Source organism: Streptomyces phaeochromogenes, from assembly GCF_001418655.1.
GTDB classification, from domain to species: Bacteria; Actinomycetota; Actinomycetes; order Streptomycetales; family Streptomycetaceae; genus Streptomyces; species Streptomyces phaeochromogenes.
In genome coordinates this window covers 1-25,151 of sequence record NZ_LIQZ01000026.1, presented here as the reverse complement: position 1 = coordinate 25,151, position 25,151 = coordinate 1, and the positions used below count along the sequence as shown (strand labels likewise).

The 25,151-nt window shown below is 70.3% G+C and carries 29 protein-coding genes; 7 read left to right on the top strand and 22 right to left on the bottom strand.

Annotated features, from left to right (window positions below):
• Nucleotides 1-222: 222 nt before the first annotated feature.
• The 4 genes from AOK17_RS04430 to AOK17_RS53485 are packed head-to-tail and all read right to left on the bottom strand — an operon-like array spanning nucleotide 223 to nucleotide 2,067.
• Nucleotides 223-798, bottom strand: a complete 576-nt coding sequence (locus AOK17_RS04430; protein WP_055610959.1) for a DUF3618 domain-containing protein — start codon at nucleotides 796-798, stop codon at nucleotides 223-225.
• Nucleotides 795-1,208 (bottom strand): phage holin family protein, encoded by a 414-nt coding sequence (locus AOK17_RS04425; protein ID WP_055610958.1) that lies wholly within the window; start codon nucleotides 1,206-1,208, stop codon nucleotides 795-797. Before AOK17_RS04425 ends, AOK17_RS04430 begins: the two co-directional genes overlap by 4 nt.
• A gap of 50 nt (nucleotides 1,209-1,258) precedes the next feature.
• On the bottom strand, nucleotides 1,259-1,939 hold the full coding sequence (locus AOK17_RS04420; protein ID WP_055610957.1) for a hypothetical protein: 681 nt from the start codon (nucleotides 1,937-1,939) through the stop codon (nucleotides 1,259-1,261).
• Nucleotides 1,936-2,067: a hypothetical protein gene (locus AOK17_RS53485; protein ID WP_260695193.1), complete on the bottom strand. Its 132-nt coding sequence runs from the start codon at nucleotides 2,065-2,067 to the stop codon at nucleotides 1,936-1,938. Before AOK17_RS53485 ends, AOK17_RS04420 begins: the two co-directional genes overlap by 4 nt.
• A 173-nt stretch (nucleotides 2,068-2,240) precedes the next feature.
• On the opposite strand from AOK17_RS53485, the gene dapA reads away from it, so the two are divergent.
• Nucleotides 2,241-3,137: a 4-hydroxy-tetrahydrodipicolinate synthase gene (gene dapA / locus AOK17_RS04415; RefSeq protein WP_055610956.1), complete on the top strand. Its 897-nt coding sequence runs from the start codon at nucleotides 2,241-2,243 to the stop codon at nucleotides 3,135-3,137.
• A gap of 56 nt (nucleotides 3,138-3,193) precedes the next feature.
• Here the strand turns inward: dapA and AOK17_RS04410 are convergent, their stop codons facing one another.
• From AOK17_RS04410 to AOK17_RS04375, 8 genes are all read right to left on the bottom strand, one after another.
• Nucleotides 3,194-4,429, bottom strand: coding sequence for a WD40 repeat domain-containing protein (locus tag AOK17_RS04410; RefSeq protein WP_055610955.1), 1,236 nt, complete (start codon nucleotides 4,427-4,429; stop codon nucleotides 3,194-3,196).
• A complete protein-coding gene (locus tag AOK17_RS04405; protein ID WP_055610966.1) occupies nucleotides 4,426-4,992 on the bottom strand; it encodes a SigE family RNA polymerase sigma factor in 567 nt (188 codons plus the stop codon). Before AOK17_RS04405 ends, AOK17_RS04410 begins: the two co-directional genes overlap by 4 nt.
• A gap of 283 nt (nucleotides 4,993-5,275) precedes the next feature.
• Nucleotides 5,276-6,265 (bottom strand): 2,3,4,5-tetrahydropyridine-2,6-dicarboxylate N-succinyltransferase, encoded by a 990-nt coding sequence (gene dapD / locus AOK17_RS04400; protein ID WP_055610954.1) that lies wholly within the window; start codon nucleotides 6,263-6,265, stop codon nucleotides 5,276-5,278.
• 118 nt (nucleotides 6,266-6,383) lie between these two features.
• Nucleotides 6,384-7,283 carry a CU044_5270 family protein gene (locus AOK17_RS04395; RefSeq protein WP_245697005.1) on the bottom strand — a complete coding sequence of 300 codons (900 nt, stop codon included), beginning with the start codon at nucleotides 7,281-7,283 and terminating at the stop codon, nucleotides 6,384-6,386.
• A gap of 10 nt (nucleotides 7,284-7,293) precedes the next feature.
• Nucleotides 7,294-7,887, bottom strand: coding sequence for an RNA polymerase sigma factor (locus tag AOK17_RS04390; RefSeq protein ID WP_055610952.1), 594 nt, complete (start codon nucleotides 7,885-7,887; stop codon nucleotides 7,294-7,296).
• Nucleotides 7,888-7,975: 88 nt separating this feature from the next.
• Entirely contained in the window at nucleotides 7,976-8,512 is a 537-nt protein-coding gene (locus tag AOK17_RS04385) for a TetR/AcrR family transcriptional regulator (protein ID WP_055610951.1), read from the bottom strand.
• A gap of 52 nt (nucleotides 8,513-8,564) precedes the next feature.
• Nucleotides 8,565-8,885 carry a DMT family transporter gene (locus AOK17_RS04380; RefSeq protein WP_055610965.1) on the bottom strand — a complete coding sequence of 107 codons (321 nt, stop codon included), beginning with the start codon at nucleotides 8,883-8,885 and terminating at the stop codon, nucleotides 8,565-8,567.
• A gap of 51 nt (nucleotides 8,886-8,936) precedes the next feature.
• A complete protein-coding gene (locus tag AOK17_RS04375; protein ID WP_055610950.1) occupies nucleotides 8,937-9,302 on the bottom strand; it encodes a VOC family protein in 366 nt (121 codons plus the stop codon).
• A gap of 161 nt (nucleotides 9,303-9,463) precedes the next feature.
• On the opposite strand from AOK17_RS04375, the gene AOK17_RS04370 reads away from it, so the two are divergent.
• Nucleotides 9,464-11,215 (top strand): hypothetical protein, encoded by a 1,752-nt coding sequence (locus tag AOK17_RS04370; RefSeq protein WP_055610949.1) that lies wholly within the window; start codon nucleotides 9,464-9,466, stop codon nucleotides 11,213-11,215.
• Nucleotides 11,216-11,607: 392 nt separating this feature from the next.
• Nucleotides 11,608-12,465, top strand: a complete 858-nt coding sequence (locus AOK17_RS04365) for an AbfB domain-containing protein (RefSeq protein ID WP_055610948.1) — start codon at nucleotides 11,608-11,610, stop codon at nucleotides 12,463-12,465.
• A gap of 105 nt (nucleotides 12,466-12,570) precedes the next feature.
• Here AOK17_RS04365 and AOK17_RS04360 read toward each other — a convergent pair whose 3' ends face one another.
• From AOK17_RS04360 to AOK17_RS04325, 8 genes are all read right to left on the bottom strand, one after another.
• Entirely contained in the window at nucleotides 12,571-12,903 is a 333-nt protein-coding gene (locus AOK17_RS04360) for a metal-sulfur cluster assembly factor (RefSeq protein WP_055610947.1), read from the bottom strand.
• Nucleotides 12,900-13,367 (bottom strand): Fe-S cluster assembly sulfur transfer protein SufU, encoded by a 468-nt coding sequence (gene sufU / locus AOK17_RS04355; protein WP_055610946.1) that lies wholly within the window; start codon nucleotides 13,365-13,367, stop codon nucleotides 12,900-12,902. The genes AOK17_RS04360 and sufU overlap by 4 nt, the downstream gene beginning before the upstream one ends.
• 15 nt (nucleotides 13,368-13,382) lie before the next feature.
• Nucleotides 13,383-14,639: a cysteine desulfurase gene (locus tag AOK17_RS04350; RefSeq protein ID WP_055610945.1), complete on the bottom strand. Its 1,257-nt coding sequence runs from the start codon at nucleotides 14,637-14,639 to the stop codon at nucleotides 13,383-13,385.
• Nucleotides 14,636-15,400: a Fe-S cluster assembly ATPase SufC gene (sufC, locus tag AOK17_RS04345; RefSeq protein WP_055610944.1), complete on the bottom strand. Its 765-nt coding sequence runs from the start codon at nucleotides 15,398-15,400 to the stop codon at nucleotides 14,636-14,638. The genes AOK17_RS04350 and sufC overlap by 4 nt, the downstream gene beginning before the upstream one ends.
• A 7-nt stretch (nucleotides 15,401-15,407) precedes the next feature.
• Nucleotides 15,408-15,737: a non-heme iron oxygenase ferredoxin subunit gene (locus AOK17_RS04340; protein WP_055610943.1), complete on the bottom strand. Its 330-nt coding sequence runs from the start codon at nucleotides 15,735-15,737 to the stop codon at nucleotides 15,408-15,410.
• Nucleotides 15,737-16,921 (bottom strand): Fe-S cluster assembly protein SufD, encoded by a 1,185-nt coding sequence (sufD, locus tag AOK17_RS04335; RefSeq protein WP_055610942.1) that lies wholly within the window; start codon nucleotides 16,919-16,921, stop codon nucleotides 15,737-15,739. Before sufD ends, AOK17_RS04340 begins: the two co-directional genes overlap by 1 nt.
• A gap of 83 nt (nucleotides 16,922-17,004) precedes the next feature.
• Nucleotides 17,005-18,429 carry a Fe-S cluster assembly protein SufB gene (gene sufB / locus AOK17_RS04330; protein ID WP_055610941.1) on the bottom strand — a complete coding sequence of 475 codons (1,425 nt, stop codon included), beginning with the start codon at nucleotides 18,427-18,429 and terminating at the stop codon, nucleotides 17,005-17,007.
• A complete protein-coding gene (locus tag AOK17_RS04325) occupies nucleotides 18,426-19,157 on the bottom strand; it encodes a helix-turn-helix transcriptional regulator (RefSeq protein WP_055610940.1) in 732 nt (243 codons plus the stop codon). Before AOK17_RS04325 ends, sufB begins: the two co-directional genes overlap by 4 nt.
• Nucleotides 19,158-19,317: 160 nt before the next feature.
• Here AOK17_RS04325 and AOK17_RS04320 point away from each other — a divergent pair, with 160 nt between their 5' ends.
• From AOK17_RS04320 to AOK17_RS04305, 4 genes are all read left to right on the top strand, one after another.
• Nucleotides 19,318-20,157 carry an AAC(3) family N-acetyltransferase gene (locus AOK17_RS04320; RefSeq protein WP_055610939.1) on the top strand — a complete coding sequence of 280 codons (840 nt, stop codon included), beginning with the start codon at nucleotides 19,318-19,320 and terminating at the stop codon, nucleotides 20,155-20,157.
• Nucleotides 20,158-20,225: 68 nt separating this feature from the next.
• Nucleotides 20,226-21,149 carry an ABC transporter ATP-binding protein gene (locus tag AOK17_RS04315; protein WP_055610938.1) on the top strand — a complete coding sequence of 308 codons (924 nt, stop codon included), beginning with the start codon at nucleotides 20,226-20,228 and terminating at the stop codon, nucleotides 21,147-21,149.
• Nucleotides 21,146-21,958, top strand: a complete 813-nt coding sequence (locus AOK17_RS04310; RefSeq protein WP_055610937.1) for an ABC transporter permease — start codon at nucleotides 21,146-21,148, stop codon at nucleotides 21,956-21,958. Before AOK17_RS04315 ends, AOK17_RS04310 begins: the two co-directional genes overlap by 4 nt.
• 87 nt (nucleotides 21,959-22,045) lie before the next feature.
• Nucleotides 22,046-23,053: a COX15/CtaA family protein gene (locus AOK17_RS04305; protein WP_055610936.1), complete on the top strand. Its 1,008-nt coding sequence runs from the start codon at nucleotides 22,046-22,048 to the stop codon at nucleotides 23,051-23,053.
• Nucleotides 23,054-23,108: 55 nt separating this feature from the next.
• Here AOK17_RS04305 and AOK17_RS04300 read toward each other — a convergent pair whose 3' ends face one another.
• Both AOK17_RS04300 and AOK17_RS04295 read right to left on the bottom strand, forming a co-directional pair.
• Complete coding sequence (locus AOK17_RS04300; protein ID WP_055610935.1) at nucleotides 23,109-23,879, bottom strand: nucleotidyltransferase domain-containing protein; 771 nt, start codon at nucleotides 23,877-23,879, stop codon at nucleotides 23,109-23,111.
• A 41-nt stretch (nucleotides 23,880-23,920) separates the two neighbouring features.
• Nucleotides 23,921-25,027 (bottom strand): amidohydrolase family protein, encoded by a 1,107-nt coding sequence (locus AOK17_RS04295; protein WP_055610934.1) that lies wholly within the window; start codon nucleotides 25,025-25,027, stop codon nucleotides 23,921-23,923.
• Nucleotides 25,028-25,151: the final 124 nt, after the last annotated feature.

The following is a 25,151-nucleotide window of genomic DNA, read 5'->3' as shown; positions in this document are numbered from 1 at the left end:
AGGGCCCCACCCTCGGACCTCAACCGAAGTTCAGGTCAAGCCCTGGCCTCGCGGGCGGGGGTTCGCCCCGGGCGACGGAACCAATCAGGCACACGACCGGCGGCAACGGGCACACGACCGAGCGGCGGGGCCGAATGGCTCGGCCCCGCAGCTCGTCGTACGGCACCGGTCGGTGACCGGAGCCGGGCGTTGTGCACCGGAGGTGCGTACTAGAGGTGCGTGTCAGTGGTGTCCGTTGTGGCGTCGCCGCAGCAGGCCCGCCGCGACCACCACTCCGGCCCCGGCGATCAGTACGGGCCGGGGGTGCCGTTTTCCGGCCTGGACGGCATTGGTCACGGCCGTGCGCACCGGCCGCGGCACGTTGTCCTGGACGGCGTGCCCGGCCCGCGTGGCCTTGCTCTGCACCACGTGCCCGGCCTGGACGGCCTTGTCCTGCACAACATGACCGGCCTCGGACGCCTTGCCCTTCACGACGTGCCCGGCCTCAACAGCCTTGCCCTGTACGACGTGTCCGGCCTCGGTGGCCTTGTCCTGCACGACATGACCGGCCTGTGCCGCCTTGTCCTGCACGACGTGACCGGCCTCGGACGCCTTGTCCTTCAGCTCGGCGCCACGGGCACGTGCGCGGGCCTTCACGTCGGCCTTTGCCGCCAACTCCTCGACGGTGTCGCCGAGTTGCCCCCGGGTCTCCTGGATCTGCCGTCGCAGCTCGTCCGGGCCCTTCGCGCCGCCGACGGCCTTGTCGGCCGCCTTACCGGCAGCCTTGCCGGGCTCCACGGGATCGTTGTTGTCCTTCATCGGTGCGCCCTTTCCTTGATCTCGTCGACATCGGCCCGGACGCTGTCGAGCGCCTCCTCGGGCATCGGCGGGGCGGCGCGCCCGAGCTGGGCCCGGCCGGTCCTCGCCAGCACGCCCGCGACCAGGAAGAGCACGGCCGTGACGATGAGCGCCGCCGCCCACACGGGCAGCACGAGGGAGAGCGCGGCCACGCCGGTCGCGGCCAGGGCCATCAGCCCCACGTAGGCGACGGCACCGGCCGCGCCCAGCAGCCCGCCGCCGCGTCCCATGCGCCGGCCCTTCTGCGCCAACTCCTCCTTCGCGAGCCGCACTTCCTGTCGTACGAGCTCGGAGAGCTGTTCGGTGGCCTGTCCGACGAGTTCACCGACCGAGTGCTGCTCGCCCGGCCGCCGGTCCGTGGTTCCGGTCACGGCGTCCCCTCCTTCCGTCCGGGACGCCCGAGTACCCTGCCGGGCCGCCGTCACCCCTGTCCGGCCCCACGATCGCCGAGTCGCGCCAGCTGGCTCTGGAACCAGTCGAGCCGGGCCTGCAGCAGCGCCGCCTCCGCGACGAGTTCGGAGACCCCGAGCCCTTCGGGCAGGCCGTCACCGGCGCCCGGTACGGCACCGCCCCCGGCCCGTACTCGCAGCCCTTCCCCGCCCAGCCGGGCGAAGGTCGCGAGCGACACCGCCGTACGGCCGCGTACACATCCGGCGCAGGATGCCGCGAAGCCCCGCCAGCCGGGCCTGCCCCATCCCGCGTCGGCCAGCGCCACGGCGGCGGCGCCGCACGCGCAGGGGCCGACCGTGGCGGTACGCACCCGCTGCCGCGCGTACCGGAAGCCGAATTCGAAGCGGACGTAGGCGCCGAGGACCGTCACTTCGAGGAGTACGGCGCTGCGGTGCTCGGCGGTGCACAGCATGGCCTCGGCCGCCGTGCGCTCGTGCACGCAGTGGAAGCCGCAGTCGCAGCGGCGGTGCGGTGCCCGGTGCCGCAGTCCGTAGACGCAGTGCGCCTCGTCGAGCACTCCGTACGGCAGCGCGCCGCCCAGCGACACACCGGTGAACCCGGCCCGGGTGCCGTCCTGGGACAGCATCGGGTGGGCGATCTTGAATCCGGTCGGCGGCTCCGCCGGACGTTCCTCGGGGAGCCGCACCCTCATCGCGCGACCGGAACCTCTTCGACCGCGGACTCCAACTCCTCTGTCTCCTCGGGGAGTCGGAGCTCTTCCTCCTCCAGGCGCGGCTGCTCCTCCGCGACTCCGGTGGCCAGTGCTTTGCCCAGCTTCATGACGCCTCCCGTGACAGACGACCTTCTACCGTCCCCGCCATGGTGACCGAAACGAGGGCGAGTTCCTAGAGCGCCCCGGGCACGCCGAATGCCCCAACAGATAAGAACTGCTTACCTATATCCCGTAGAAGAATTAAGTGGAGCTTCAGGATCGGTATGCCGAGACTACCTCCATGACCTCACGACGCACCCCGCCCTTCGGCCGTGCCCTCTGCGCGATGATCACCCCTTTCACCGACGAGGGGCTTCTGGACCTGGACGGTGCGCAGCGGCTGGCCGACCGGCTGGTCTCCGAGGGCTGCGACGGGCTGGTGCTGTCCGGGACGACCGGGGAGTCGCCGACCACGACGGACGCCGAGAAGTCGGCGCTCGTGCGGGCGGTGGCGGACGCGGTCGGGGACCGTGCCGCGATCGTCGCGGGCATCGGGACCGCCGACACCCGCCACACCATCGAGCTCGCACTGGAGGCCGAAAAGGCGGGCGCGGACGGCCTGTTGGTGGTCACGCCGTACTACAGCAGGCCCCCGCAGGACGCCGTCGAGGCACACTTCCGCGCGATCGCGGACGCCTCCGGACTGCCGCTCGCGCTGTACGACATCCCCGGCCGCACCGGAACGCGCATCGAGCCGGAGACGATGCTGCGGCTCGCCGAACATCCGCGGATCGTGGCGGTGAAGGACTGCGCGTACGACCTGCTCGGCACCCAGAAGGTGCTGGCCGCCACGGAGTTGGCGTACTACACGGGCTGCGACGAGTACGTGCTCGCGATGTACGCGATCGGCGGTGCCGGATACATCAGCACGGTGGCCAATGTGACCCCACGTCACTTCCGTTCCATCCTGGACGCGTTCGACGGCGGCGACCCGGACGAGGCGGTCCGGCTGCAGCAACTCACCATCCCGCTCACGGAGTTGATGATGGCCTCCGGCCTGCCCGGCTCGGTGACGGCGAAAGCCCTGCTGGGCGCCCTGGGCCTGCCCTCCGGCCCGGTCCGGGCACCGCTGCGGCCCGCCGGCCGGGAGACGGTCGACGGGCTGCGGACGGCGTACGAGCGGCTGGTGGCCGCCTGACCCGGCCGGTGATCAGCACATGGTCAGCGTGTGATCTGCGCGTGAGCGGAGCAGGCTCAGCGTTCGGCGAAGATCGGCTCCCAGCGCCCGGCCGCACCGTCGTTCCCCTTGCGGAAACCGCTCAGCGGGACGGTCTTGTCGCTGCCGATCGTGACGAGCACGAGCCGGTTGTGGAACTCGTTCGTACCGGGAGCGATGTCGAAGGCGATGAGCCGCTTGTTGTCGACCCAGGCGAGCAGCTGCTGTCCGGGGATCTTGTGGAGCCGCTTGCCGGTGTAGGGGTCGTTGATCTCGGAGGCGGTGGTCTTGGCGCCCCCCGCGAAGTCGCCGGCGGCGAGCTTGCCGTCCGGGGACAGACCGGCGTCGACGGACCAGTGCAGGTACTTCTCGTTCGCGGGCGCGGCGACCTCCTTGCCCTCGAAGTCGTAGTACTGCATGTGGGGTTCCGAGGTGAGACCCGAGTAGACGAGCTTGCCGTCGTGGCTGAAGTCGAAGTCCTGACGGACGTTGAGGGAGGACCCGGGCATGTCCTCGTCGTCGTGCACCGTGACCTTGCTCCAGGAGCCCTTGCCGGAGTCGACGTCGATGACGTAGAAGCCGGTCCGGTCCGACTCGCCGAACTGCGTCGTCCAGTCGTTCTTCTTGCCGTCGCCGTCGCTGTCGTAGTCCGCCTTGAACCGCAGGTCGGGGTTCTTGCTGTACGTCGTCGCGACGAGCTTGCTGCCGTCGGGCGAGAACTTGACGCCCGCGACACCGCGGTCGACCGGGATCCAGCGCACGACCTCGCCGGTGAGCAGGTCGAGCAGGCCGATCCGCTTGGTCGGCAGTTTCTTCTCCAGGACGGCGGCGGTGCGCATGCCGGGAGCGACGTCGAGGATGGACCACTTGGTGGTCTTCACGTACTTGCCGGTCTCCTGGTCGAGCAGGTAGTACGTGCGCCGGCTGACGCCCCGGTCCTCGGTCTCCTTGACGGTGCTGTACGTGGAATAGGCGGCCAGCGCGGTGTTGCCCGCCGCGATCAGATCGCGCGGCGGCGACTGGTCCGGGTGCGCGATGATGTCGCTCCGGTTGATCTCGCTGGCGAGCCGGGGCTCGTCCTTGCCGCCGTCCAGCATCGGTACCGCCACCCCGACGGCGACGGCGACCGCCGTGGCCACCGCGGCACCGGCGATCGTACGGGTCCGGCGGCGGCGCCGGACGGCGAGGACGCGGCCCGCGAAGTCGGGCGGCGTGGTCATGGTGTCCGCGGCCTGCTCGTGCAGGGCGTCGCGCACCAGTTGATCCATGTTCACGGACGTACCTCCACCGGTGAGAAGTCGCGGGACGGGCTCTGTTCCGCGTCGGCGGGTGCCAGAGCGGCCAGTTCCGGCGCGAGAGCCCGCAGTTTGGCGAGCGAGCGGTGGGTGGTGGACCGCACGGTCCCCACCGAGCAGCCGAGGATCCGGGCCACGTCGGCCTCCGGCAGGTCCTCGAAGTAGCGCAGTACGAGCACGGTCCGCTGCCGGGCGGTGAGCCGCGCCAGCGCTCCGCGCATCACGATCCGCAGGTCGACCGCGGAGGACGCGTCCGCCGTGGCCGTCCCGCCCGTTCCCTCGGGCGGTTCGGCGACGGTCAGTTCCCGCCGCCGCCACTTCAGCCGCCACCGGCTCACCTGCTGGCGGTACAGGATCTGCCGTACGTACGCCTCCGGCTCGTCGATCCGCTGCCACCGGCCGGCCGCCTTGATCAGCGCGCTCTGCAACAGGTCCTCGGCCGCGTGCCTGTCCCCGCCGCTGAGCAGCACGGCGGTCTTCAGCAGCGCCGACGACCGGTTCTCCACGAACTCCCGGAACCGCTCGTGCCCTTGGGCATCCATCGTCACCTTCTCTTCCCCAGCGGGCTCTCCCCCGCTCCCACCCGTACTGACGACCCGGGCGGGCCCTCTCTATGCCTGCCGGCCCGGGGAATTCTCACGGCCCGGCGGAGATGTGCGGGTGGGTGGAGCTGGCCGCGCAGTTCCCCGCGCCCCTGTGCCTGAGGGGCGCGGGGAACTGCGCACTCACCCCCCGCCCATCCGCACCCGACATCCAGCCCCGAACAACCGAGCGCCCTCCCACACCAAGTGGAAGGGCGCTCGGTTCACAGAACCACCGCGGGACTCAGTTGTGGCTGTGGAGGACCTCGTTGAGGCCGCCCCACACCGCGTTGTTCGGCCGCGCCTCCACCGTGCCGGTGACCGAGTTCCGCCGGAACAGAATGTTGGACGCACCGGACAGCTCACGGGCCTTGACGATCTGCCCGTCGGGCATCGTGACCCGCGTCCCGGCGGTGACGTAGAGGCCCGCCTCGACGACGCACTCGTCACCGAGGGCGATCCCGACGCCCGCCTCGGCCCCGATCAGGCACCGCTCGCCGATGGTGATGCGGACGTTGCCGCCGCCGGAGAGCGTGCCCATGGTGGACGCGCCGCCGCCGATGTCCGAGCCGTCGCCGACCACGACGCCGGCGGAGATGCGGCCCTCGACCATGGACGTGCCGAGCGTGCCGGCGTTGAAGTTCACGAAGCCCTCGTGCATGACCGTGGTGCCCGCGGCGAGGTGCGCGCCGAGGCGGACCCGGTCGGCGTCGGCGATACGGACGCCCTTGGGCGCCACGTAGTCCGTCATGCGCGGGAACTTGTCGATGGACGTCACGGCCAGGTGGAGGCCCTCGGCGCGGGCGTTCAGCCGGACCTTCTCCACATCGTCCACGGCGACCGGGCCGAGCGAGGTCCAGGCGACATTGGCGAGGTGGGCGAACAGGCCGTCGAGGCTCTGCCCGTGCGGCTGCACGAGGCGGTGCGAGAGCAGGTGCAGGCGCAGGTACGCGTCGTGCGCGTCGACCGGCTTCTCGTCGAGCGAGGCGATGACCGTGCGGACCGCGACCACTTCGACGCCACGGCGGGCGTCCGGGCCGATCGCTTTCACGGCGCCCTCGCCGAGCAGCTCCACCGCGCGCTCGGCGGACAGCCGCTCGGAGCCGGAGGGGCCGGGCTCGGCGGCCAGTTCGGGGGCCGGGAACCAGGTGTCGAGGACAGTTCCGTCGGCGGCGAGCGTGGCAAGCCCGGCGGCGACGGCGCCGGTGGTGCGAGTAGCAGTCGTGTCGGTCATGAGGGAAACCTAACCGGCCGGGGCCCACGGGTGCCAACCAGTGCGCCCGGCGTCTCAGGTGCCGGGCGCACCGGGGCCTGTCCGGCGGGTCGTGCCGGAGGAACCAGGGCGGTCCAGGTCAGGGCCGCTCGTCCTTCCTGTCGACCACGGCCACGGCCAGTCGCACCCCGCTGATGACGGCGTCCCCCTTCTTCCACTGGCTTCCGGCACTCCGGGCCACCCACCGATGACCGCTGTAGAGGTAGGTGCCCGGGTCCAGGAGGAGTTCGTCCCGGTTCGCCGTCGGGTCCTCGTTCCTGAGGTAGACCGCGACGGCATCGCGTCCCGCCGCGTCCTGGACCTGCGCGGCCCGTACGCCGGGAATCGTGGCCAGGGCCCGGTAGACCTTGGCGAGATCCTCGGTGTCGTACGCGTACGCCCGGCTGAGGACGGCGGTGAGGGCCCGGTACTCGTGTTCGGTACGGGTCTCGGACTTGTCGGTGGCGTAGAAGAACGCGCGTGCCTTCGCCCGTACCTTCTTCGGGTCGTCGGGCAGGGCCTTGAGGAACGCGTACTCCTCCCTCGGCGAGTGGTCGTCGCCCGCCTTCCCGTCCTCCATTGACGGATCGGCGTACTTCATCCAGGTCTCGCTCGTCCCCGGCCGCGAGTCGTCCGTGAGGTTCACCTCGCCGGTCTTGACGTAGATCCACTGACCGTCGCGGGCGGTGACCGAGGGACCGGCCGCGACCACGTCGGCGGCGTCGTTCAACAGGTCCTTCGCACTGCCCAGTTCCAGGAAGTACGTCGACCGGGCGCCCGGCAGCGTCTCGTGCCCCTCGCCGCCCAGGACCTGGGTGCCGAGCACCGCCGCCAGCGTGATCGCGGCCGCGGCTCCCACCGCGGCGAGCCGCCAGTCGGTGCGCAGGCCCCGGCTCCGGCGACCGCGCGCGGCCTCGTGCAGCAGCGCCTCACGCCCCGGGACGAGCCGTCCGCGCGGGGGCAGGGGCGTCTCGGCCCGCAGTTCGCGAACCGCCGTCATCTCGTCCACGTCAGACCACCTCCGGGGTGTCGGGCAGGAACGCGGGGTCCGCGCCCAGTGCCGTACGCACCTTGCGCCGGGCCCTGTTGAGCCGTGAGCGGACCGTCCCGACCGGGATGTCCAGTGCCTCGGCGACCTCCTGGTAGCTGAGGTCGGCCCAGGCGATGAGCAGCAGTACGTGCCGGTCCCCCGCGGGCAGCGCGGCGAGGGCTCCGGCGAGCGGTGCCTGTGCGGCGACCCGGCTGTCGGTCTCCTCGACCCAGGAGGCGGCGACGGGGTCGTGCCCGGTGCGGGCCAGCGCCTTGAGCGCCCGCACCTCGGCCCGGCGCTGTCTGCCGATGAGGTTGCCCGCGATGCCGTACAGCCAGGGGCGTGCGTTGGTGCGGGTCAGGTCGTAGCGGCCGCGGATGCGGAACGCCGTGAGGAAGGTGTCCGCCGTGATGTCGTCGGCGGCGCCGTCCCCGAGGCGCCGGGTCACATACCGGTGGATGTCGGGCGCGTGCCGGTCGTAGAGCCGGGCGAACAGCTCCGGTTCCTCCAGCGACTGGGCGACGACCTCCGCGTCGTCGTGCACCCCGGCCTCAGGTGCCGGTGGTCCGGTCACAAGTCCTCCCCCTGCTTCGTCGTGCCGAGCCTTCCACCCCTGTTCCCCGCAGGACCGCGAAAGGTTCACGCTCGACGGACAGGAGGATTCAGGGGATCACCCGCCCCAGCACCTCGCGCGTGTACGCCTCGTCGTACTCCGCTCCTGTCACCAGCACCTGCAGACAGATCCCGTCCATCACCGCGACGAGGGCCCGCGCGGTGACGGGGTCCGTGCGGCAGCCGATCCGCTCGGCGAGGTCCTGGCACCACTCGGCGGCGACGGGCCGCAGCACGGGGCGGCGCAGGGCCGCGAGATAGAGCTCGTACTCCAGCTCCACGCTCGCGCGGTCGCCCCCCAGCCACTCGCCGAGGAGACCGGCCAGTTCGCCGGCCAGATCGACCCCGGCGTCCTCCAGCGTGCCCCGCGAGGCGACGATCTTCGCGAAGCCCTCGTTCGTCTGGCGCAGCGCGGCGACCATGAGCTCGTCGAGGGTCTTGAAGTGGTACGTCGTCGAGCCGAGCGGCACATCCGCCTCGGCCGCGACCGAGCGGTGGCTGAGCCCGCCGATGCCCTTGGCGGCCACGACACGGATCGCCGCGTCGATGATCCGCTGCCGTCGCTCGGGGTCGTAGCGCCTGACCATCAGCGGACTCCCGCCGGACGGCGCGAGCAGGCCCTCGCCGGACAGCGCCGCATCAGTGCGCCCCGCCCAGGTTCAGCACCACGACCCCGCCGATGATCAGCACGATCCCGGCGACCTTGGCGGTGTTCATGCCCTCGCCCAGGAACATGATCCCGATGCCCGCGACGGCCGCCGTGCCGATCCCGGCCCAGATCGCGTAGGCCGTGCCGACCGAGACGGTCTTCAGCGTCTGCGCGAGCAGCGCGAACGCGACGAGGTATCCGATCGCGGTCACCAGCGAGGGCCACAGCTTGCTGAAGCCCTCGCTGTACTTCATGGCGGTGGTGGCGGCGACCTCTGCGGCGATGGCTCCGGCGAGCAGCGCGTATCCCATGTGTACGAGTGTACGCATCGATGCGTACGCCTGTACACAACCCCGTGAGCCTCAGTCGAGAAGCGTCTTCTTCGGCCGCAGCACACAGAATTCGTTGCCCTCGGGATCGGCGAGGACGACCCAGGTGACGTCCTCGCCCTGGCCGACGTCCGCCCGCCGGGCCCCGAGCGCGAGGAGCCGGTCGACCTCGGCGTCCCGGTCGTCGGGCGTGAGGTCGATGTGCAGCCGGTTCTTGGCCGTCTTGCGCTCGCCGACCGGTACGAAGCAGATGCCGGGCAGGGCGCTCGGGCCGGCCCCGATGACGATCTCGTCCTCGGCCTCGAACAGCACGCGCCAGTCGAGGACCTGGCACCAGAAGCGGGCCAGGGACGGCAGATCGTGGGCGTCGACGACGACTTGGTACCAGGAGACAGCCATACGCCGCAGTCTCCCTCCGGGTCCCGGGGGTCGCCACCGGGCCACTGTGCGAATGTGCGCGACCGACCGTGCCTGTTCGCTCATTTTCCTTATGGCACACGGGAGTTACCGATGGTTACTGTTCGGCACCCCGGACCCGCCGTCGTCCCGATGGAGAGATCATGAGCACAGGAGTCCCCCGCCGCCGCGGCCGGTTGCTGCGCGCCCTGACCGCCGGAGCGCTCGGTGTGGCCGCGCTCACCGTGACGTCCTCGGCGGACGGCGCACCGGCCGGCGCGGAGGCCGCCCGCACCGAGACCCCGGTGGCCTCGGCCTCCCCGGTCGCCGGCATCACCGAGACCGTGGTCTCGGTACGGATCCCGCTGCCGGCCTCGGTCGGCAGTCACCCGGCGCGCTGCGACCGGCTGTCGTATCTGCGCTACCGCTCCTCCCAGGGACCGGCGAAGTCCGCCGACGCCGACCGGATCCTGGTCGCCCAGCCCGGCATCCTGGAGGGCGCGGGCGCCTTCGACAGCGTGGCCCGCAACACGGTGAGGGCTGCCGCCGAGAAGGGCGAGCACATCGAGTTCTGGGCCCTGGACCGGCGCTCCAACTGCCTTGAGGACAACACCGGGATCTCAACGGGCAGCACCGCCAAGGCCGTTGGCTACTACTACGAGGGCGAGAGGGTCGAAGGGCGCTCCTTCGAGGGGTTCCTGACGAGCGATCAGACAGGCTGGCTCGCCGAGGTCGGCCTGGAGCGCACGGTCCGCGACCAGTACGACCTGCTGTCCGCCGAACTGCCCGACCAGAAACTCCGCAAGGAGAAGGTGATGTGCGGCGGGCACTCGCTCGGCGGCGTCCTCACCGGCGTCTTCGCCACCTGGGACTTCGACGGCAACCCGGCGACGACGGCGGACGCGGGCTTCAACCAGTGCGCGGGCTACTTCGCCCTGGACACGACGATCGCCACCAACCTCGATGACCTGAACGGCAGTTCGAGCACCCTCAACGGCGGCCTGCTGCCCAAGGGCACGGTCCCGGAGACGGGCCTCGGCTACACCGTCGTACAGGCCGGTCTGCGCAGCGGTGTCCTGCCCCGCTTCCTGGCGCTCCCCGCGGTGATCAACCCCGAGATCATGAACGTCCTCGCGATCAGCGGCCTCGCCGCGCGCACCGCGCCCGACGCCCGGTCCACGCTCCAGGACGACCTCCCGTCGAACGCCAACATCGAGACGACGTCCCGCACGATGTTCTCCAAGGACGCGGCCGTCTTCCTGTCGGGCAAGCCCACGATCCGCGACTTCCGGCTCACCAACGCGGCGGTCCTCGGCGCCTTCATGGACGACAACTCGGCCCCGCTGTCCTTCATCCAGACCAGCGTGGGCCTCTTCGACGGCGGCCGGCTCGTGGACAAGAACTTCCCGGTCTCGAACGACGTGCAGGGCTCACCGGCCCTGTTCGGTACGGAGCTGAAGGCGATCCCGGACCAGCCGGCCGGCCCGCTCTACACCTGGCGGAACTTCGACCGGATCGGCGCGCCGGACGACCCGGTGCACCGCTCGGCCGACGGCACGCCCTTCACGACGGCCGCCAAGGAGGTCTCGGACATCGGGGAGCTGGCCCGCAGCCTCTCCGAGCAGCCGCTGGACTTCACCGAGGACTACTTCCCGACGAAGCTGGTCACCGACCTCTCCCTGGTCGACGACGCGCGGATCGCCCGGAACATGGCGCACCCCGGCGGCCTGACCGCGAACCCCACGATCACCTTCGTCGCGGGCGACGGGATCCTCGCGGACCACATCCCCGCGGACAAGAACCCCGTGGTCCTGCCCGGCTACCAGCACCTGGATGTGCTCACGGCGGCCCCGGTCCAGAACGGCGGAACCCGCGAACGGATCGCCACCCTCCTGTCGGCCTTCGCGACGCGCTAGGCGCCTTCTTTCATAACGTGTTGGCCCCGGAGAGGAATCTCCACCTCCACCCGAAGAGCCGGCGGCCCGGCGCCCGAACTCCCCGTCCCGGGCGCCGGGATCGTCCCTCTCCGGGCCTCTGATCTCGAATCCTTAAGTCTTGAACTATCTTTCCCCCGGCCCCCGGACCCGACGATCACCGTCAACTGGCCGCCGAACCCAAGGCGTTCCCGGCAGAAACCGCTCTCAGAAAAGCTACGCGGCGGCCACAAGTTCTACTAATGTTCCCCTCGTCGCGCACGCGGATCCCCCGGCCACAGCCGTCACGTGTGTCCGCGGCCCACGCCTCCTCTTGTGCCACGACCCACCTGACCGATCCGCGTCCGCCTCGGGCGACGCTGGGGGAACCACGCATGCCTGAAAGAACTCCCGGGTCCGCTCCCGACCCGTCCGCCCGCCCCACGAAGGTGTGGGAGACCGGCGAAACCGTGGACGAGTCACGCGTACCCGGAACCCGCAGGCTCTGGCTTGCGGGCGCACTCCTCGTGGCGGTTCTCGCCTCCACCGTCACAGCCGTCGTCGTGCTCGACGACGACCCGGACACCTCGGCGAAGGGGAAGACCAAGAACACCACCTCCTCGGCGGACGAGCCGCTCATACCCAGCCCGCCCCCCGCCACGGCGCCCAGTGGGAAGAGCGGCCTCGCCGCCCCCGATTCCTCCAAGGCCGTCACGGACGGTTCCGCCTCGCCCAAGGCCCAGCAGCAGGGCGGCTCGAAGCCGGACTCGACCCCGCGGCCCTCCAAGTCCGCCTCCGCCAAGCCTCCGGCGTCCAAGCCCAAGTCCTCCAAGAAGTCCGTCCAGGCGGTCAACTACCCCGACCGCTACTGGCACATCGAGCGCGACTCGGTGCGACTCGACCGGGTGGGCTCCCACAGCTCGTCGCAGACCAGGGACGAGGCCAGCTTCAAGGTCGTCCCCGGTATCGCCGACTCCAGCTGTGTGTCCTTCTCCCTGGGCAACAACCGCTATCTGCGCCACTACCAGTTCCGGCTCCGCGCCGACAGCCACAACGGCTCCGAGCTCTTCAAGCAGGACGCCACGTTCTGCCCCCGCCCGACGGGCTTCAACGACGCGGTCATGCTGGAGTCGTACAACTACCGCGGCCGATTCCTGCGCCACCGCGACTTCCAGGTCCGCCTCGAACCGTTCGACAACAACCACCAGTACCGGGCGGACTCGGCGTTCAGGCTCGTGAAGGGCCTGAGCTGAGCGACTCCCCGGCAGCGGGGGCCGGCCGGCCCCGGCTCTCCCCCGGACGACAGACGAACGCGGCCCCCGGCATCATGCCGGGGGCCGCACACGTACAACTCGGAATCAGACGTTGAAGCCCAGCGCGCGAAGCTGGTCGCGGCCGTCGTCCGTGATCTTGTCGGGGCCCCACGGCGGCATCCACACCCAGTTGATGCGGAGCTCGTTGACGAGGCCGTCCGTGGCGGACTTGGCCTGGTCCTCGATGACGTCGGTGAGCGGACAGGCCGCCGACGTCAGGGTCATGTCGATCGTCGCGATGTTCGCGTCGTCGATGTGAATGCCGTAGATCAGCCCGAGGTTGACGACGTCGATGCCCAGTTCGGGGTCGACGACGTCGTACAGGGCCTCTCGGACTTCTTCCTCCGAGGCCGGTTTCATCTCGATGGTCTCGCTCATGCCGTCTTCCTTTCGGCGTCGGCCTCGCCCAGGGCCTGGGCCGTCGCGTCCTTCCAGGCCATCCAGCTCAGCAACGCGCACTTGACGCGGGCCGGGTACTTGGAGACCCCCGCGAACGCGACCGCGTCCTCAAGGATCTCCTCCATCGCGTCGTCCGGCTCGATACGGCCCTTGGACTGCATCAGCTCCAGGAAGGTCTCCTGGATCTTCTGCGCCGCTGCCAGGTCCTTGCCGACGAGCAGCTCGTTCAGCACGGAGGCCGAGGCCTGGCTGATGGAGCAGCCCTGGCCCTCGTACGAGACGTCGCTGATCTTCGTGCCGTCGTACTTCACGCGCAGCGTGATCTCGTCGCCGCACGTCGGGTTGACGTGGTGCACCTCGGCGTCGCCATCTCGAAGACCGCGCCCGTGCGGGTGCTTGTAGTGGTCCAGGATGACTTCCTGGTACATCGAATCAAGCCTCACGACTCAGCCAGCTCCTCAGCCGAAGAAGTTCCGTACGTGCTCCAGGCCGTCGACCAGAGCGTCGATCTCGGTCGGCGTGGAGTACAGATAGAACGACGCTCGTGTGGTCGCAGGAATTCCGTACCGCAGGCAGACCGGCCGCGCGCAGTGGTGACCCACGCGCACCGCGATGCCCTGCTCGTCGAGAACCTGGCCCACGTCGTGCGGGTGGATGTCACCCAGCGTGAACGAGATCGCCGCGCCGCGGTCCTCGGCCGTCGTCGGGCCGATGATGCGCAGGTCCGGCACCTCGCCGAGCCTCTTCACCGCGTACTCGGTGAGCGCGTGCTCATGGGCGAGGATCTTGTCCATGCCGATGGCGCTCAGGTAGTCGATCGCCGCGCCCAGCCCGACCGCCTGCGCGATCGGCGGGGTGCCCGCCTCGAACTTGTGCGGGGCGGGAGCGTACGTCGACGAGTGCATCGACACGGTCTCGATCATCTCGCCGCCGCCGAGGAACGGAGGCAGGTCCTCCAGGAGCTCCTGACGGCCCCAGAGAACGCCGATGCCGGTCGGGCCGCACATCTTGTGGCCGGTGAAGGCCACGAAGTCGGCCTGCAGGGCCTGTACGTCCATCGGCATGTGCGGGGCGGCCTGCGAGGCGTCGATGCAGACCAGCGCGCCGACCTCCTGCGCACGGCGCACTATCGCCTCGACCGGGTTGACCGTGCCCAGGATGTTCGACACAAGCACGAAGGAGACGATCTTCGTCTTCTCGGTGATGATCTCGTCGATGTTGGACAGGTCGAGCCGGCCGTCGTCGGTCAGGCCGAACCACTTCAGCTTCGCGCCCGTGCGCTGCGCCAGCAGCTGCCACGGCACGATGTTGGAGTGGTGCTCCATCTCCGTGATGACGATCTCGGTCTCGTGATCCACGCGGTAGGGCTCGTCGGCCCAGCCGAGCATGTTGGCCACGAGGTTGAGCGACTCGGAGGCGTTCTTCGTGAAGATCACCTCGTCGCGGCTCGGCGCGTTGATGAACGCGGCGACCTTGTCGCGCGAACCCTCGTACAGCGCCGTGGCCTCCTCCGCGAGCACATGCACACCGCGGTGGACGTTGGCGTTGTAGCGCTCGTAGTACTCGTTCAGGGCGTCCAGTACCTGGCGCGGCTTCTGCGAGGTCGCCGCGTTGTCCAGGTACACGAGCTTCTGACCGTCGTGGACCGTGCGGTCCAGGATGGGGAAGTCCTTGCGGATCGCCTCGGTGTCGAGGAGGCCCGGCAGCTGTGTCACGCGGATGCGCCACCCTTCACGTACTTGTCGTAGCCCTCGGCCTCGAGCTGGTCGGCGAGCTCGGCGCCGCCGGACTCGGCGATGCGGCCGTTCGCGAACACGTGCACGTGGTCGGGCTTGATGTAGCGCAGGATGCGCGTGTAGTGCGTGATCAGCAGGGTGCCGACCTCGCCGGACTCGCGGACCCGGTTGACGCCCTCGGAGACGACGCGCAGGGCGTCGACGTCCAGGCCGGAGTCGGTCTCGTCGAGGATCGCGATCTTCGGCTTGAGCAGCTCCAGCTGAAGGATCTCGTGGCGCTTCTTCTCACCGCCGGAGAAGCCCTCGTTCACGTTGCGCTCGGCGAAGGCCGGGTCCATGTTGAGGCGCTCCATGGCCCCCTTGACCTCCTTCACCCAGGTGCGCAGCTTGGGGGCCTCGCCGCGGATCGCCGTGGCGGACGTACGAAGGAAGTTGGACACCGAGACGCCGGGGACCTCGACCGGGTACTGCATCGCCAGGAACAGGCCGGCGCGGGCGCGCTCGTCGACGGACATCTCCAGGACGTCCTCGCCGTCGAGGGTGACGGTGCCGCTGGTGATCGTGTACTTGGGGTGACCCGCGAGCGAGTAGGCGAGCGTCGACTTGCCGGAGCCGTTCGGGCCCATGATGGCGTGGGTCTCGCCCTGCTTCACGGTGAGGTCGACGCCCTTGAGGATCTCCTTCGTGGCGTTGTCGGCCTCGACGGTGACGTGCAGGTCGTGGATTTCAAGCGTTGCCATGGGTTCCTCAGGACTCCTGGGTGAGGGAGACGAGCACGTCGTCCCCTTCGATCTTTACGGGGTATACGGGGACGGGGCGCGTCGCGGGCAGGCCGGACGGTTTGCCGGTGCGGAGGTCGAACGCGGAGCCGTGCAGCCAGCACTCGATCTGACAGTCCTCCACCTCGCCCTCGGAGAGCGAGACGTTCGCGTGCGAGCAGATGTCGTTGATCGCGAACACCTCCCCCTCGGTCTTCACGACCGAGACCGGCGTGCCGTCGAGCTCCACCCTCTTGGGGGTGTCGTCCTCCAGCTCGCCCAGCCCACAGGCGCGTACGAATGTCGACGAGGCAGTCATCAGACCGACGCCTCCAGCTCCTCGTCGATCCTGGCGAGAAGGCGCTCCTGGATGTCGGCGACGCGGATCTGCTGGACCAGTTCGGCGAAGAAGCCGCGGACCACCAGACGGCGGGCCTCGTCGGCCGGGATACCGCGGGCCATCAGGTAGAAGAGCTGCTCGTCGTCGAAGCGGCCGGTCGCCGAGGCGTGTCCGGCGCCGACGATCTCGCCGGTCTCGATCTCCAGGTTCGGCACGGAGTCGACACGGGCGCCGTCGGTCAGAACCAGGTTCCGGTTCATCTCGTAGGTGTCCGTGCCCTCGGCGGTGGCCTCGATGAGGACGTCGCCGATCCACACCGCGTGGGCGCCGTCGCCCTGGAGCGCGCCCTTGTAGGCCACGTTCGACTTGCAGTGCGGGGCGTTGTGGTCGACCAGGAGGCGGTGCTCCTGGTGCTGGCCGGCGTCCGTGAAGTACAGGCCGAAGAGCTCGGCCTCGCCGCCGGGGCCGGCGTAGGCGACCCGCGGGTGGAGGCGTACGAGGTCGCCGCCGAAGGTGACCACGAAGGACTTGAAGGTGGCGTCCCGGCCGATCAGCGCGTTGTGCTGGCCGACGTGGACCGCCTTGTCGTCCCAGTCCTGGACGGAGACGACGGTCAGCTTGGCGCCGTCACCGAGGACGTAGTCGACGTTGGCGGCGAGCACGGCGTCACCGGTGTGGTCGATGACGACGACGGCCTCGGCGAAGGCTCCGAGCTCCACGACCTGGTGGCCGTAGGCGACGCCGCCCTCGCCGTGCACGGCGACGCGGATCGGCTCGGTGAGGACCGTCTCCTTGGGGACGGTGATCACGCCGGCCTGCTCGAAGGCCGAGTACGCCTGGGCGGCGACGCGGTCCACCGGAGTGCCCGCCTTGCCGAGCCGGGCGTCGTCACGGCCGACGGTCTCGACCGTGACGCCCTCGGGCGTGTCGATGGCGACCTTCACGCCGACGCCGGTCGCGACCGCGGTGCCGTCGTGCAGCCCGCGCAGGCGCTCCAGCGGCGTGAACCGCCACTCCTCCTCGCGGCCGTGGGGGACCGGGAAGTCCGCCACGTCGAAGGACGGGGGCGCGCTCATGCGCGTGGCGACGGTCGACTCGGCGGCCACCGCGATCGATCCGGCGGTGGTGGAGGACCCCACCGTGGAGTTCTGAGCCTCAGCCATGGCTGTCGTAGTGCTCGCTTTCTATTACGATCCTCGGCTCGCCATGAGAGACGCGCCGCCTGCTGCCTGGACGCAAGGGTGCGTCAGCCGACCGCGCCTTCCATCTGCAGCTCGATCAGCCGGTTGAGCTCAAGGGCGTACTCCATGGGCAGCTCCTTCGCGATGGGCTCGACGAAGCCGCGCACGATCATCGCCATCGCCTCGAACTCGGTCATGCCGCGGCTCATCAGGTAGAAGAGCTGGTCGTCACTGACCTTGGAGACGGTGGCCTCGTGGCCCATGGACACGTCGTCCTCGCGGACGTCCACGTACGGGTACGTGTCCGAGCGGGAGATGGTGTCGACGAGCAGCGCGTCACAGAGCACGTTCGACTTGGAGCCGTGGGCGCCCTCGCCGATCTCGACGAGACCGCGGTAGGACGTACGACCGCCACCGCGCGCCACGGACTTCGAGACGATGTTGGAGGAGGTGTTCGGCGCCATGTGGACCATCTTGGAGCCGGCGTCCTGGTGCTGGCCCTCGCCCGCGAAGGCGATGGACAGGGTCTCGCCCTTGGCGTGCTCGCCCATCAGGTAGACGGCCGGGTACTTCATGGTGACCTTGGAGCCGATGTTGCCGTCGACCCACTCCATGGTCGCGCCCTCGTAGGCCACGGCGCGCTTGGTGACCAGGTTGTACACGTTGTTCGACCAGTTCTGGATGGTCGTGTAGCGGCAGCGGCCGCCCTTCTTCACGATGATCTCGACGACCGCGGAGTGCAGCGAGTCCGACTTGTAGATCGGGGCCGTGCAGCCCTCGACGTAGTGCACGTAGGCACCCTCGTCGACGATGATCAGGGTCCGCTCGAACTGGCCCATGTTCTCCGTGTTGATACGGAAGTAGGCCTGGAGCGGAATCTCGACGTGCACGCCCTTCGGCACGTAGATGAACGAGCCGCCGGACCACACCGCGGAGTTCAGCGACGCGAACTTGTTGTCGCCGACCGGGATGACGGTGCCGAAGTACTCCTTGAAGAGCTCCGGGTGCTCCTTCAGCGCGGTGTCGGTGTCCATGAAGATGACACCCTGCGCCTCCAGCTCCTCGTTGATCTGGTGGTAGACGACCTCGGACTCGTACTGGGCCGCGACACCGGCGACGAGGCGCTGCTTCTCCGCCTCGGGGATGCCGAGCTTGTCGTACGTGCTCTTGATGTCCTCGGGCAGGTCCTCCCAGGACTGCGCCTGCTTCTCCGTGGAGCGCACGAAGTACTTGATGTTGTCGAAGTCGATGCCCGAGAGGTCGGAGCCCCAGTTCGGCATGGGCTTCTTGTCGAACAGGCGCAGGCCCTTGAGACGGAGCTTGGTCATCCACTCCGGCTCGCTCTTCTTCGCGGAGATGTCCCGGACGACGTCCTCGTTGATGCCGCGCTTGGCAGAGGCACCGGCCACGTCGGAGTCGGCCCAGCCGTATTCGTACGTACCCAGACCCTCGAGCTCGGGGTGGGCAGTCTCCTCAATGGGGAGCGTCATGCGGGGTTCCTCCCGGCGGTACTTGCAGATGCGTCATGGCCGTGAAAATCGTGCTTGGAAATCTTTGGGATGAAGGTGGTGCATACACCGTCGCCATGGGCGATGGTGGCCAGCCGCTGGACATGCGTACCGAGCAGCTGGGAGAAGATCTCGGTCTCCGCCTCGCAGAGCTGCGGAAACTGTTCGGCGACATGGGCGACCGGGCAGTGGTGCTGGCAGAGCTGCTCGCCGACCGGTGCGCTGCGCGCCGTAGCAGCGTACCCGTCCGCACTCAGGGCCTTGGCCAGCGCTTCGGCGCGCTTTTCGGGGGCGGCGGCCTCGACGGCCTTGCGGTACGTGTCGGCCTGGGCGGCCATCCGGGCGCGGGCGAAGGCCACGACGGCCTCGTCCCCGCCCTCCCGCTCCGCGATCCAGCGCAGGGCGTCGGCGGCGAGCTTGTCGTAGGACTGGTCGAAGGCGTCCCGGCCGCAGTCGGTCAGGGCGAACACCTTGGCGGGCCGCCCGCGCGTACGAGCGCCGTAGACCCGCTGCTCGCGGGCCTCCACGACGTCGTCCGAGACGAGCGCGTCGAGGTGCCTTCGCACGGCGGCCTGGGTGAGGCCCAGGCGCCCCGCGAGGTCGGTCACGGTCGACGGGCCGTGGTCCAGGATGGACCGCGCGACACGGTTGCGCGTCGAGCGCTCACCGGTCGCGAGCTCCTCCTGCGGGGCCTCGCCAACGTTTTTCACAACGCCATTGTTGCGTAATTCCTCAGAGACTGACAAGCCGCGTCCACGCCACGAGGGGTGCGGTGCATCACTTAGGTAAACCTAATCTGACCTGCGGAAATGATCTTTGATCGATCAATTCGGTGGCAGGGGGCAGGGTTGTCGGGGAGACTCCCGAACCATGCCGACACCCCCTCCGACCGGCCCTCTAGTCACCCGCGCCACCCTCGCGGCGGACCTGCGCGCGCTCGGTGTACGCCCCGGCGAGACCCTCCTCGCGCACTCGTCGCTGCGCTCCCTCGGATGGGTCAACGGGGGCGCGGTCGCCGTCGTCGAAGGACTGCTCGACGCGCTCGGCCCGGACGGCACTCTCGTGGTCCCCACCCAGTCCGGCGGCCTCTCCGACCCCGCTCTGTGGACCGCCCCGCCCGTCCCCGAGGCCTGGTGGGAGACGATCCGCGCCACGATGCCGGGGTACGACCCGCTCATCACGCCCACCCGAGGGGTGGGCGTGGTCCCGGAGACCGTACGCACCTGGCCGGGAGCCCTGCGCAGCGCACACCCGCAGACCTCGTTCGCGGCGATCGGGCCACGCGCGGCGAAGATCGTCGAGGACCACGCCCCGGACTGCCGGCTCGGCGAGCGCAGCCCGCTGGCCCGCCTGGAGACCATGGGCGCCCGCGTCCTGCTGCTCGGCGCGGGCTACGACTCCTGCACCAGTTTCCACCTCGCCGAATACCGGATCCCCTCCCCGCGTGTCGAGGTGGGCCGGCCGGTCCGTACGCCCGAGGGTTCCCGCTGGGAGGTCGTCACCGAGGTCTCGATCAGCTCGGAGCGGTTCGACGAACTGGGCGCCGACTTCGAACGGGACCGTCCCGTCGTACGGGGTCTGGTGGGCGCGGCCGACAGCCGGCTGTTCCCCTTGGCCGACGCGGTGGCGTTCGCGGAGCGGTGGCTGGACACGCACCGTTCGCGCGAGGAGTGGGTCACCGATGACGCGCCCGCCTCACGCCGCTCGTGACTCGACCCGCCCTCGGAGTCCCGCTCGGTCGTCCCTAGACTTGGCGCTCATGCGAAGTGAGGCCGCCCATGCGTAGTGAGACCGTCGTCCAGGTCGATGGCCTGGTGAAGCGGTACGGCAGGAAGACCGCGGTGGACGGCCTGGATCTGGTGGCCCGGGCGGGCATCACCGCCGTCCTCGGACCCAACGGCGCCGGCAAGACGACCACCGTCGAGACCTGCGAGGGATACCGCAAGCCGGACTCGGGGACGGTCCGGGTGCTGGGCCTCGACCCGGTGCGCGAGGCCTCCGCGCTGCGCCCCCGCATCGGCGTGATGCTCCAGTCCGGCGGTGTCTACTCCGGCGCCCGCGCCGACGAGATGCTCCGCCACGTGGCCAAGCTGCACGCGCACCCGCTGGACGTGGACGCGCTCATGGAGCGCCTGGGCCTCGGCAGCTGCGGGCGCACGACCTACCGACGCCTCTCCGGCGGCCAGCAGCAGCGCCTCGCGCTCGCCATGGCCGTGGTCGGCCGCCCCGAACTGGTCTTCCTCGACGAGCCGACCGCGGGTCTCGACCCGCAGGCCCGCCGGGCCACCTGGGATCTCGTACGCGATCTGCGGGCCGACGGCGTCTCGGTCATCCTCACCACGCACTACATGGACGAGGCCGAGCAGCTCGCCGACGACGTGGCGATCATCGACGCGGGCCGGGTCATAGCGAAGGGCACCCCCGAGGAGCTGTGCCGCGGCGGCGCCGAGAACACCCTGCGCTTCTCCGGCCGCCCCGGCCTCGACGTGGCCTCCCTCCTCAAGGCCCTCCCGGCGGACTGCACGGCGGCCGAGCTGACACCGGGCTCGTACCGGGTGGGCGGCAAGGTCGACCCGCAGCTGCTCGCGACCGTCACCACCTGGTGCGCCCAGCACGGGGTGATGCCGGAGAAGATCTCGGTGGAGCGGCACACCCTGGAGGACGTCTTCCTGGAACTCACCGGTAAGGAGCTGCGCGGATGACCGCGGGAACGGACGCCCGGACCACGGGCGAGGGCACAGGCGAAGGCACGGGCATGTACGCGCCGAGGCCGGGAGCCGCCCCCCTCCCCCGCATGATCGCGGCGCAGGCGGCGCTGGAGACGAAGATGCTGCTGCGCAACGGCGAGCAGCTGCTCCTGACCGTGATCATCCCCACGCTGCTGCTGGTGCTGTTCAGCGCGGTGGACATCGTCGACACGGGCGAGGGAAAGGCGGTCGACTTCCTCGCGCCCGGCATTCTCGCGCTCGCCGTGATGTCGACGGCGTTCACGGGCCAGGCGATCGCCACGGGCTTCGAGCGGCGGTACGGCGTACTGAAGCGGCTCGCCGCCTCGCCGCTGCCCCGCTGGGGGCTGATGACGGCCAAGACCCTCTCCGTCCTGGTCACCGAGGTCCTCCAGGTGCTCCTCGTGACGGCGATCGCCCTGGCCCTCGGCTGGTCGCCGGAGGGCAATCCGCTCGCCGTGCTGCTGCTCCTGGTCCTGGGCACGGCGGCGTTCTCGGGCCTCGGTCTGCTGATGGCGGGCACGCTCAAGGCGGAGGCCACGCTGGCCGCCGCGAACCTGGTCTTCCTGCTGCTGCTCGTCGGCGGCGGGGTCATCGTCCCGCTGGACAAGTTCCCAGACGCGGCCCAGGACCTGCTCGGCCTGCTGCCGATCTCGGCGCTGTCCGAGGGTCTGCGGGACGTGCTCCAGCACGGGGCCGGGATGCCGTGGGGGAACCTCGGGATCCTCGCCGTGTGGGCGGTCGTGGGCCTCGCCGCCGCCGGGAAGTTCTTCCGCTGGGAGTGACCGGGTGGGATTGGGATTGACCGGGTGATGGCCGGTGACCGACTCGGGGAGGGGGCTCGTGAAAGCGTGCACAAGCGGCCCCCTACGATGGAGCCCGTGCCAAACGTGACCCGAGCCGATGCCGCCCAAGCCGTGCGCAACCCGCTCGCCTTCATCGCCGAACGCTGGACTCCGTCGCCTCGGACGGTCCAGCGCGCCGCCCTCGCCGCGCTCGTCATGGCGGTACTGATCGTGGTGACCGGAGGCGCCGTCCGGCTGACCGGCTCGGGCCTCGGCTGCCCGACCTGGCCCAAGTGCACCGACGACTCGCTCACCACCACGAGCGCGATGGGCGTGCACGGCGTCATCGAGTTCGGCAACCGCATGCTGACGTACGTCCTGTGTGCCGCGGTCGGCTGGGCGATCATCGCGGCGCGCTCGCAGAAGCCCTACCGGCGCAGCCTCACGCGGCTCGGCTGGGCGCAGTTCTGGGTCGTCATGGGCAACGCGGTCCTCGGCGGCGTCGTCGTCCTGGTGGGCCTCAACCCGTACACGGTCGCCGCCCACTTCCTCCTCTCCACCGCCCTGATCGCCGTCGCCACGGTGATGTGGCAGCGCACCCGGGAGGGCGACGACGCCCCGCGCCCGCTGGTCGGCAAGCCGGTGCAGCAGATGGCGTGGATCCTCGTCGCCGTCACCGTGCTCCTGATCGCGGTGGGGACGGTCGTCACCGGCGCGGGCCCGCACGCGGGCGACTCGAGCGAGGTCGAGCGCATCCCGCTGAACTGGGAGAACGTCACCAAGCTGCATGCCGTGCTGGCCTGGATCGTGGTGACGATGACCTTCGCCCTGTGGTTCGTCCTGAGGGCTGTCGACGCGCCGAAGGGGCCCCTGCACCGCACCCGCGACCTCTTCCTGGTGCTTCTCGCCCAGGGCGGCATCGGGTACGTCCAGTACTTCACCGACCTTCCTGAGGTCCTGGTCGGCCTCCACATGTTCGGCTCCTGCCTGGTGTGGATCGCCACGCTCCGCGTCCTGCTGGCGCTGCGGGAGAGGCCGGAGGTCGTGGCGGACCTGCCCGCCCAGTCGACACAGTCGTCGCTCACGCGCGCGTGACGCGTCACGGCCGCGCGGGTCACGTGAAGCGCGCGGCACGTGAGGCACGCGCAGGTCATTCGTACGCGGCCACCAGGCGGTCGATCGCCGGGCCGAGGTAGCCGCGGGTCAGGTCCGCCCTGCGGGCCGTCCACTCCTGGACCGGTGCCGTCCACTCCTGGGCCGGTGCCCCCGGCTCCTCGTACCGTCGCCGCCTGACGTCCGCGACCAGTTCGGCGGGCGCGCCGAGACCGGGCAGCAGATCGAGTGCCTCCCGCTTGGTGATCAGCCGCCCGTCCTTCAGCGTGGCGGTGGCACGGGCGTAGGTGACGAGCCCCAGGTCCACCCAGACGTCCTGCGTCCAGTTGTCGGTCCGGTCCACCTGCCGTCGCCAGAAGTCGCGCTGGTCCCGTACGACGAACTCGGCCAGCTCGCCGTCCGTCACCGGCGGAAGCAGACTCCCGGGCGGCTCCCCCTCCAGGACCAGCCCGAAGGTGTGCAGCTCGCGCCGGGTCACCGGTGTGACCGTCCGTTTGAAGAGCTGCTGGTGCGCCCACGTGAGGTGCCGCCGCTCGGCGCCGTCGACCGTGTCGTGCGTCAGATAGCTGCAGTGCAGCTTGGCGACGAGCGGTTCGGCACGCAGGCGGGCGTGCAGCCGGGCCACCCTCCAGAGCGTGCTCACCCCGATCGGGCCCTCCAGGACCACGATCAGATCCAGGTCGCTGATGCCCTCCCGGTAGTCGCCCCCGCCGAGCGAGCCATGGGCCCACACGGCGGCGGGGGCGAGATCGCGCAGTTCGGTGCGGAAACGGTCGAGGAGCCGGTCGGTCGCGTCGCTGCGTGTCATATACACAGTCTGTACAGCCCGCTCCACTCCGTACACCCGTCTCACTCCACCCCGTACACCCGTCGTGCGTTGCCCGCCGCGATCAGCCCCGCCACCCGCTGCGCGTCGGTCAGCGACCAGGCGCCCTCGGCCACCCAGGTGCCGAGCACCTTCGCGAGCGCCTCGCGGAAGAGACGTGCTCCGACCACATGAAGTTCGGGCAGACCATGTGCGCCGCTGGAGAAGAGGAGCTTGCCGAAGGGGGCGAGTTCCAGGATCTCGGAGAGGACGGCGGACGCGCGGGCCCCGGTACGGACGAGGGCGGCGCCCAGATCGGCGTACACATGCGGGAAGACCCCGGCGAGATGCGCCGCGTGGCGGTGGTACGGGTAGCCGTGCAGCAGGACCAGGTCCGTGCCGAGGCCGGCCGTGGCGCGGGCGAAGTCGGTGAGCAGGACCGGGTCGTTGCGGTCGATGCGCAGGCCGGGCTCGCCGAGCCCCGCGTGCAGTTGGAGCGGCAGGCCGGAGGCGACCGCGATCCACAGGAGATGCCTGAGCAGCACCGGATCGCTCAGTTCGCCGCCGACCCGGCGCCCGGCCAGCCACCGCGCCGCCGCGCCGCGCACCTCTCCGGGCCCGGGCGGTTCGGGCGCGAGCGCCAGCCCGTGGCGTAAGCCCGCCACCGAAGTGAAGGCCACGGCGCTCGCGGCCGCCCCGTGCACCGACTCGGCGAGGTTGGCGAGGAACGACTCGACGGTGCCCGAGGTGTCGGCGACCTGCTCGGCGAGCGGCTCCAGACGGACGATCTCGTGGGCGTGCGCGGCTCCCGTGGAGGCCATCTCGCCGGGCCCCGTCAGATCGCCCGGCAGACCCGTGTCGACCAGATAGGTCGTGATCCCGCTCCCCCGCAGCAGCCTGCGCCCCGCCTCCAGGACGCCGAGTTCCCGGCGTCGGGCGAGGTAGCGGGCAGGCGGGCAGTGGGGTTCGAGGCCCAGCAGGGGCGGACACCAGCGGCGTACGGCGAAACCGGTCTGTGTGTCGAAGAACGTGGTCCCTGCGGCGGGCGGGCCCTCGCCCCGGGCGAGGTGGGCCTCGAAGGTGCCGAGACCCAGCTCCGTCCGCAGCACGCCGTGGCAGTACTGATCCACCAGCGACGGCGTTTCGATCATCCGGACTCCCCGCGAATGGGCCCTGCCTTTATTAAAGGGCCTAACGGGTGAACCGGGTGTCAGGTGTTGGGCGGCCACACCCCGTGCGAAGCGCTCCGCGGGTTTTGGGGGTGGGGTGCGGGTG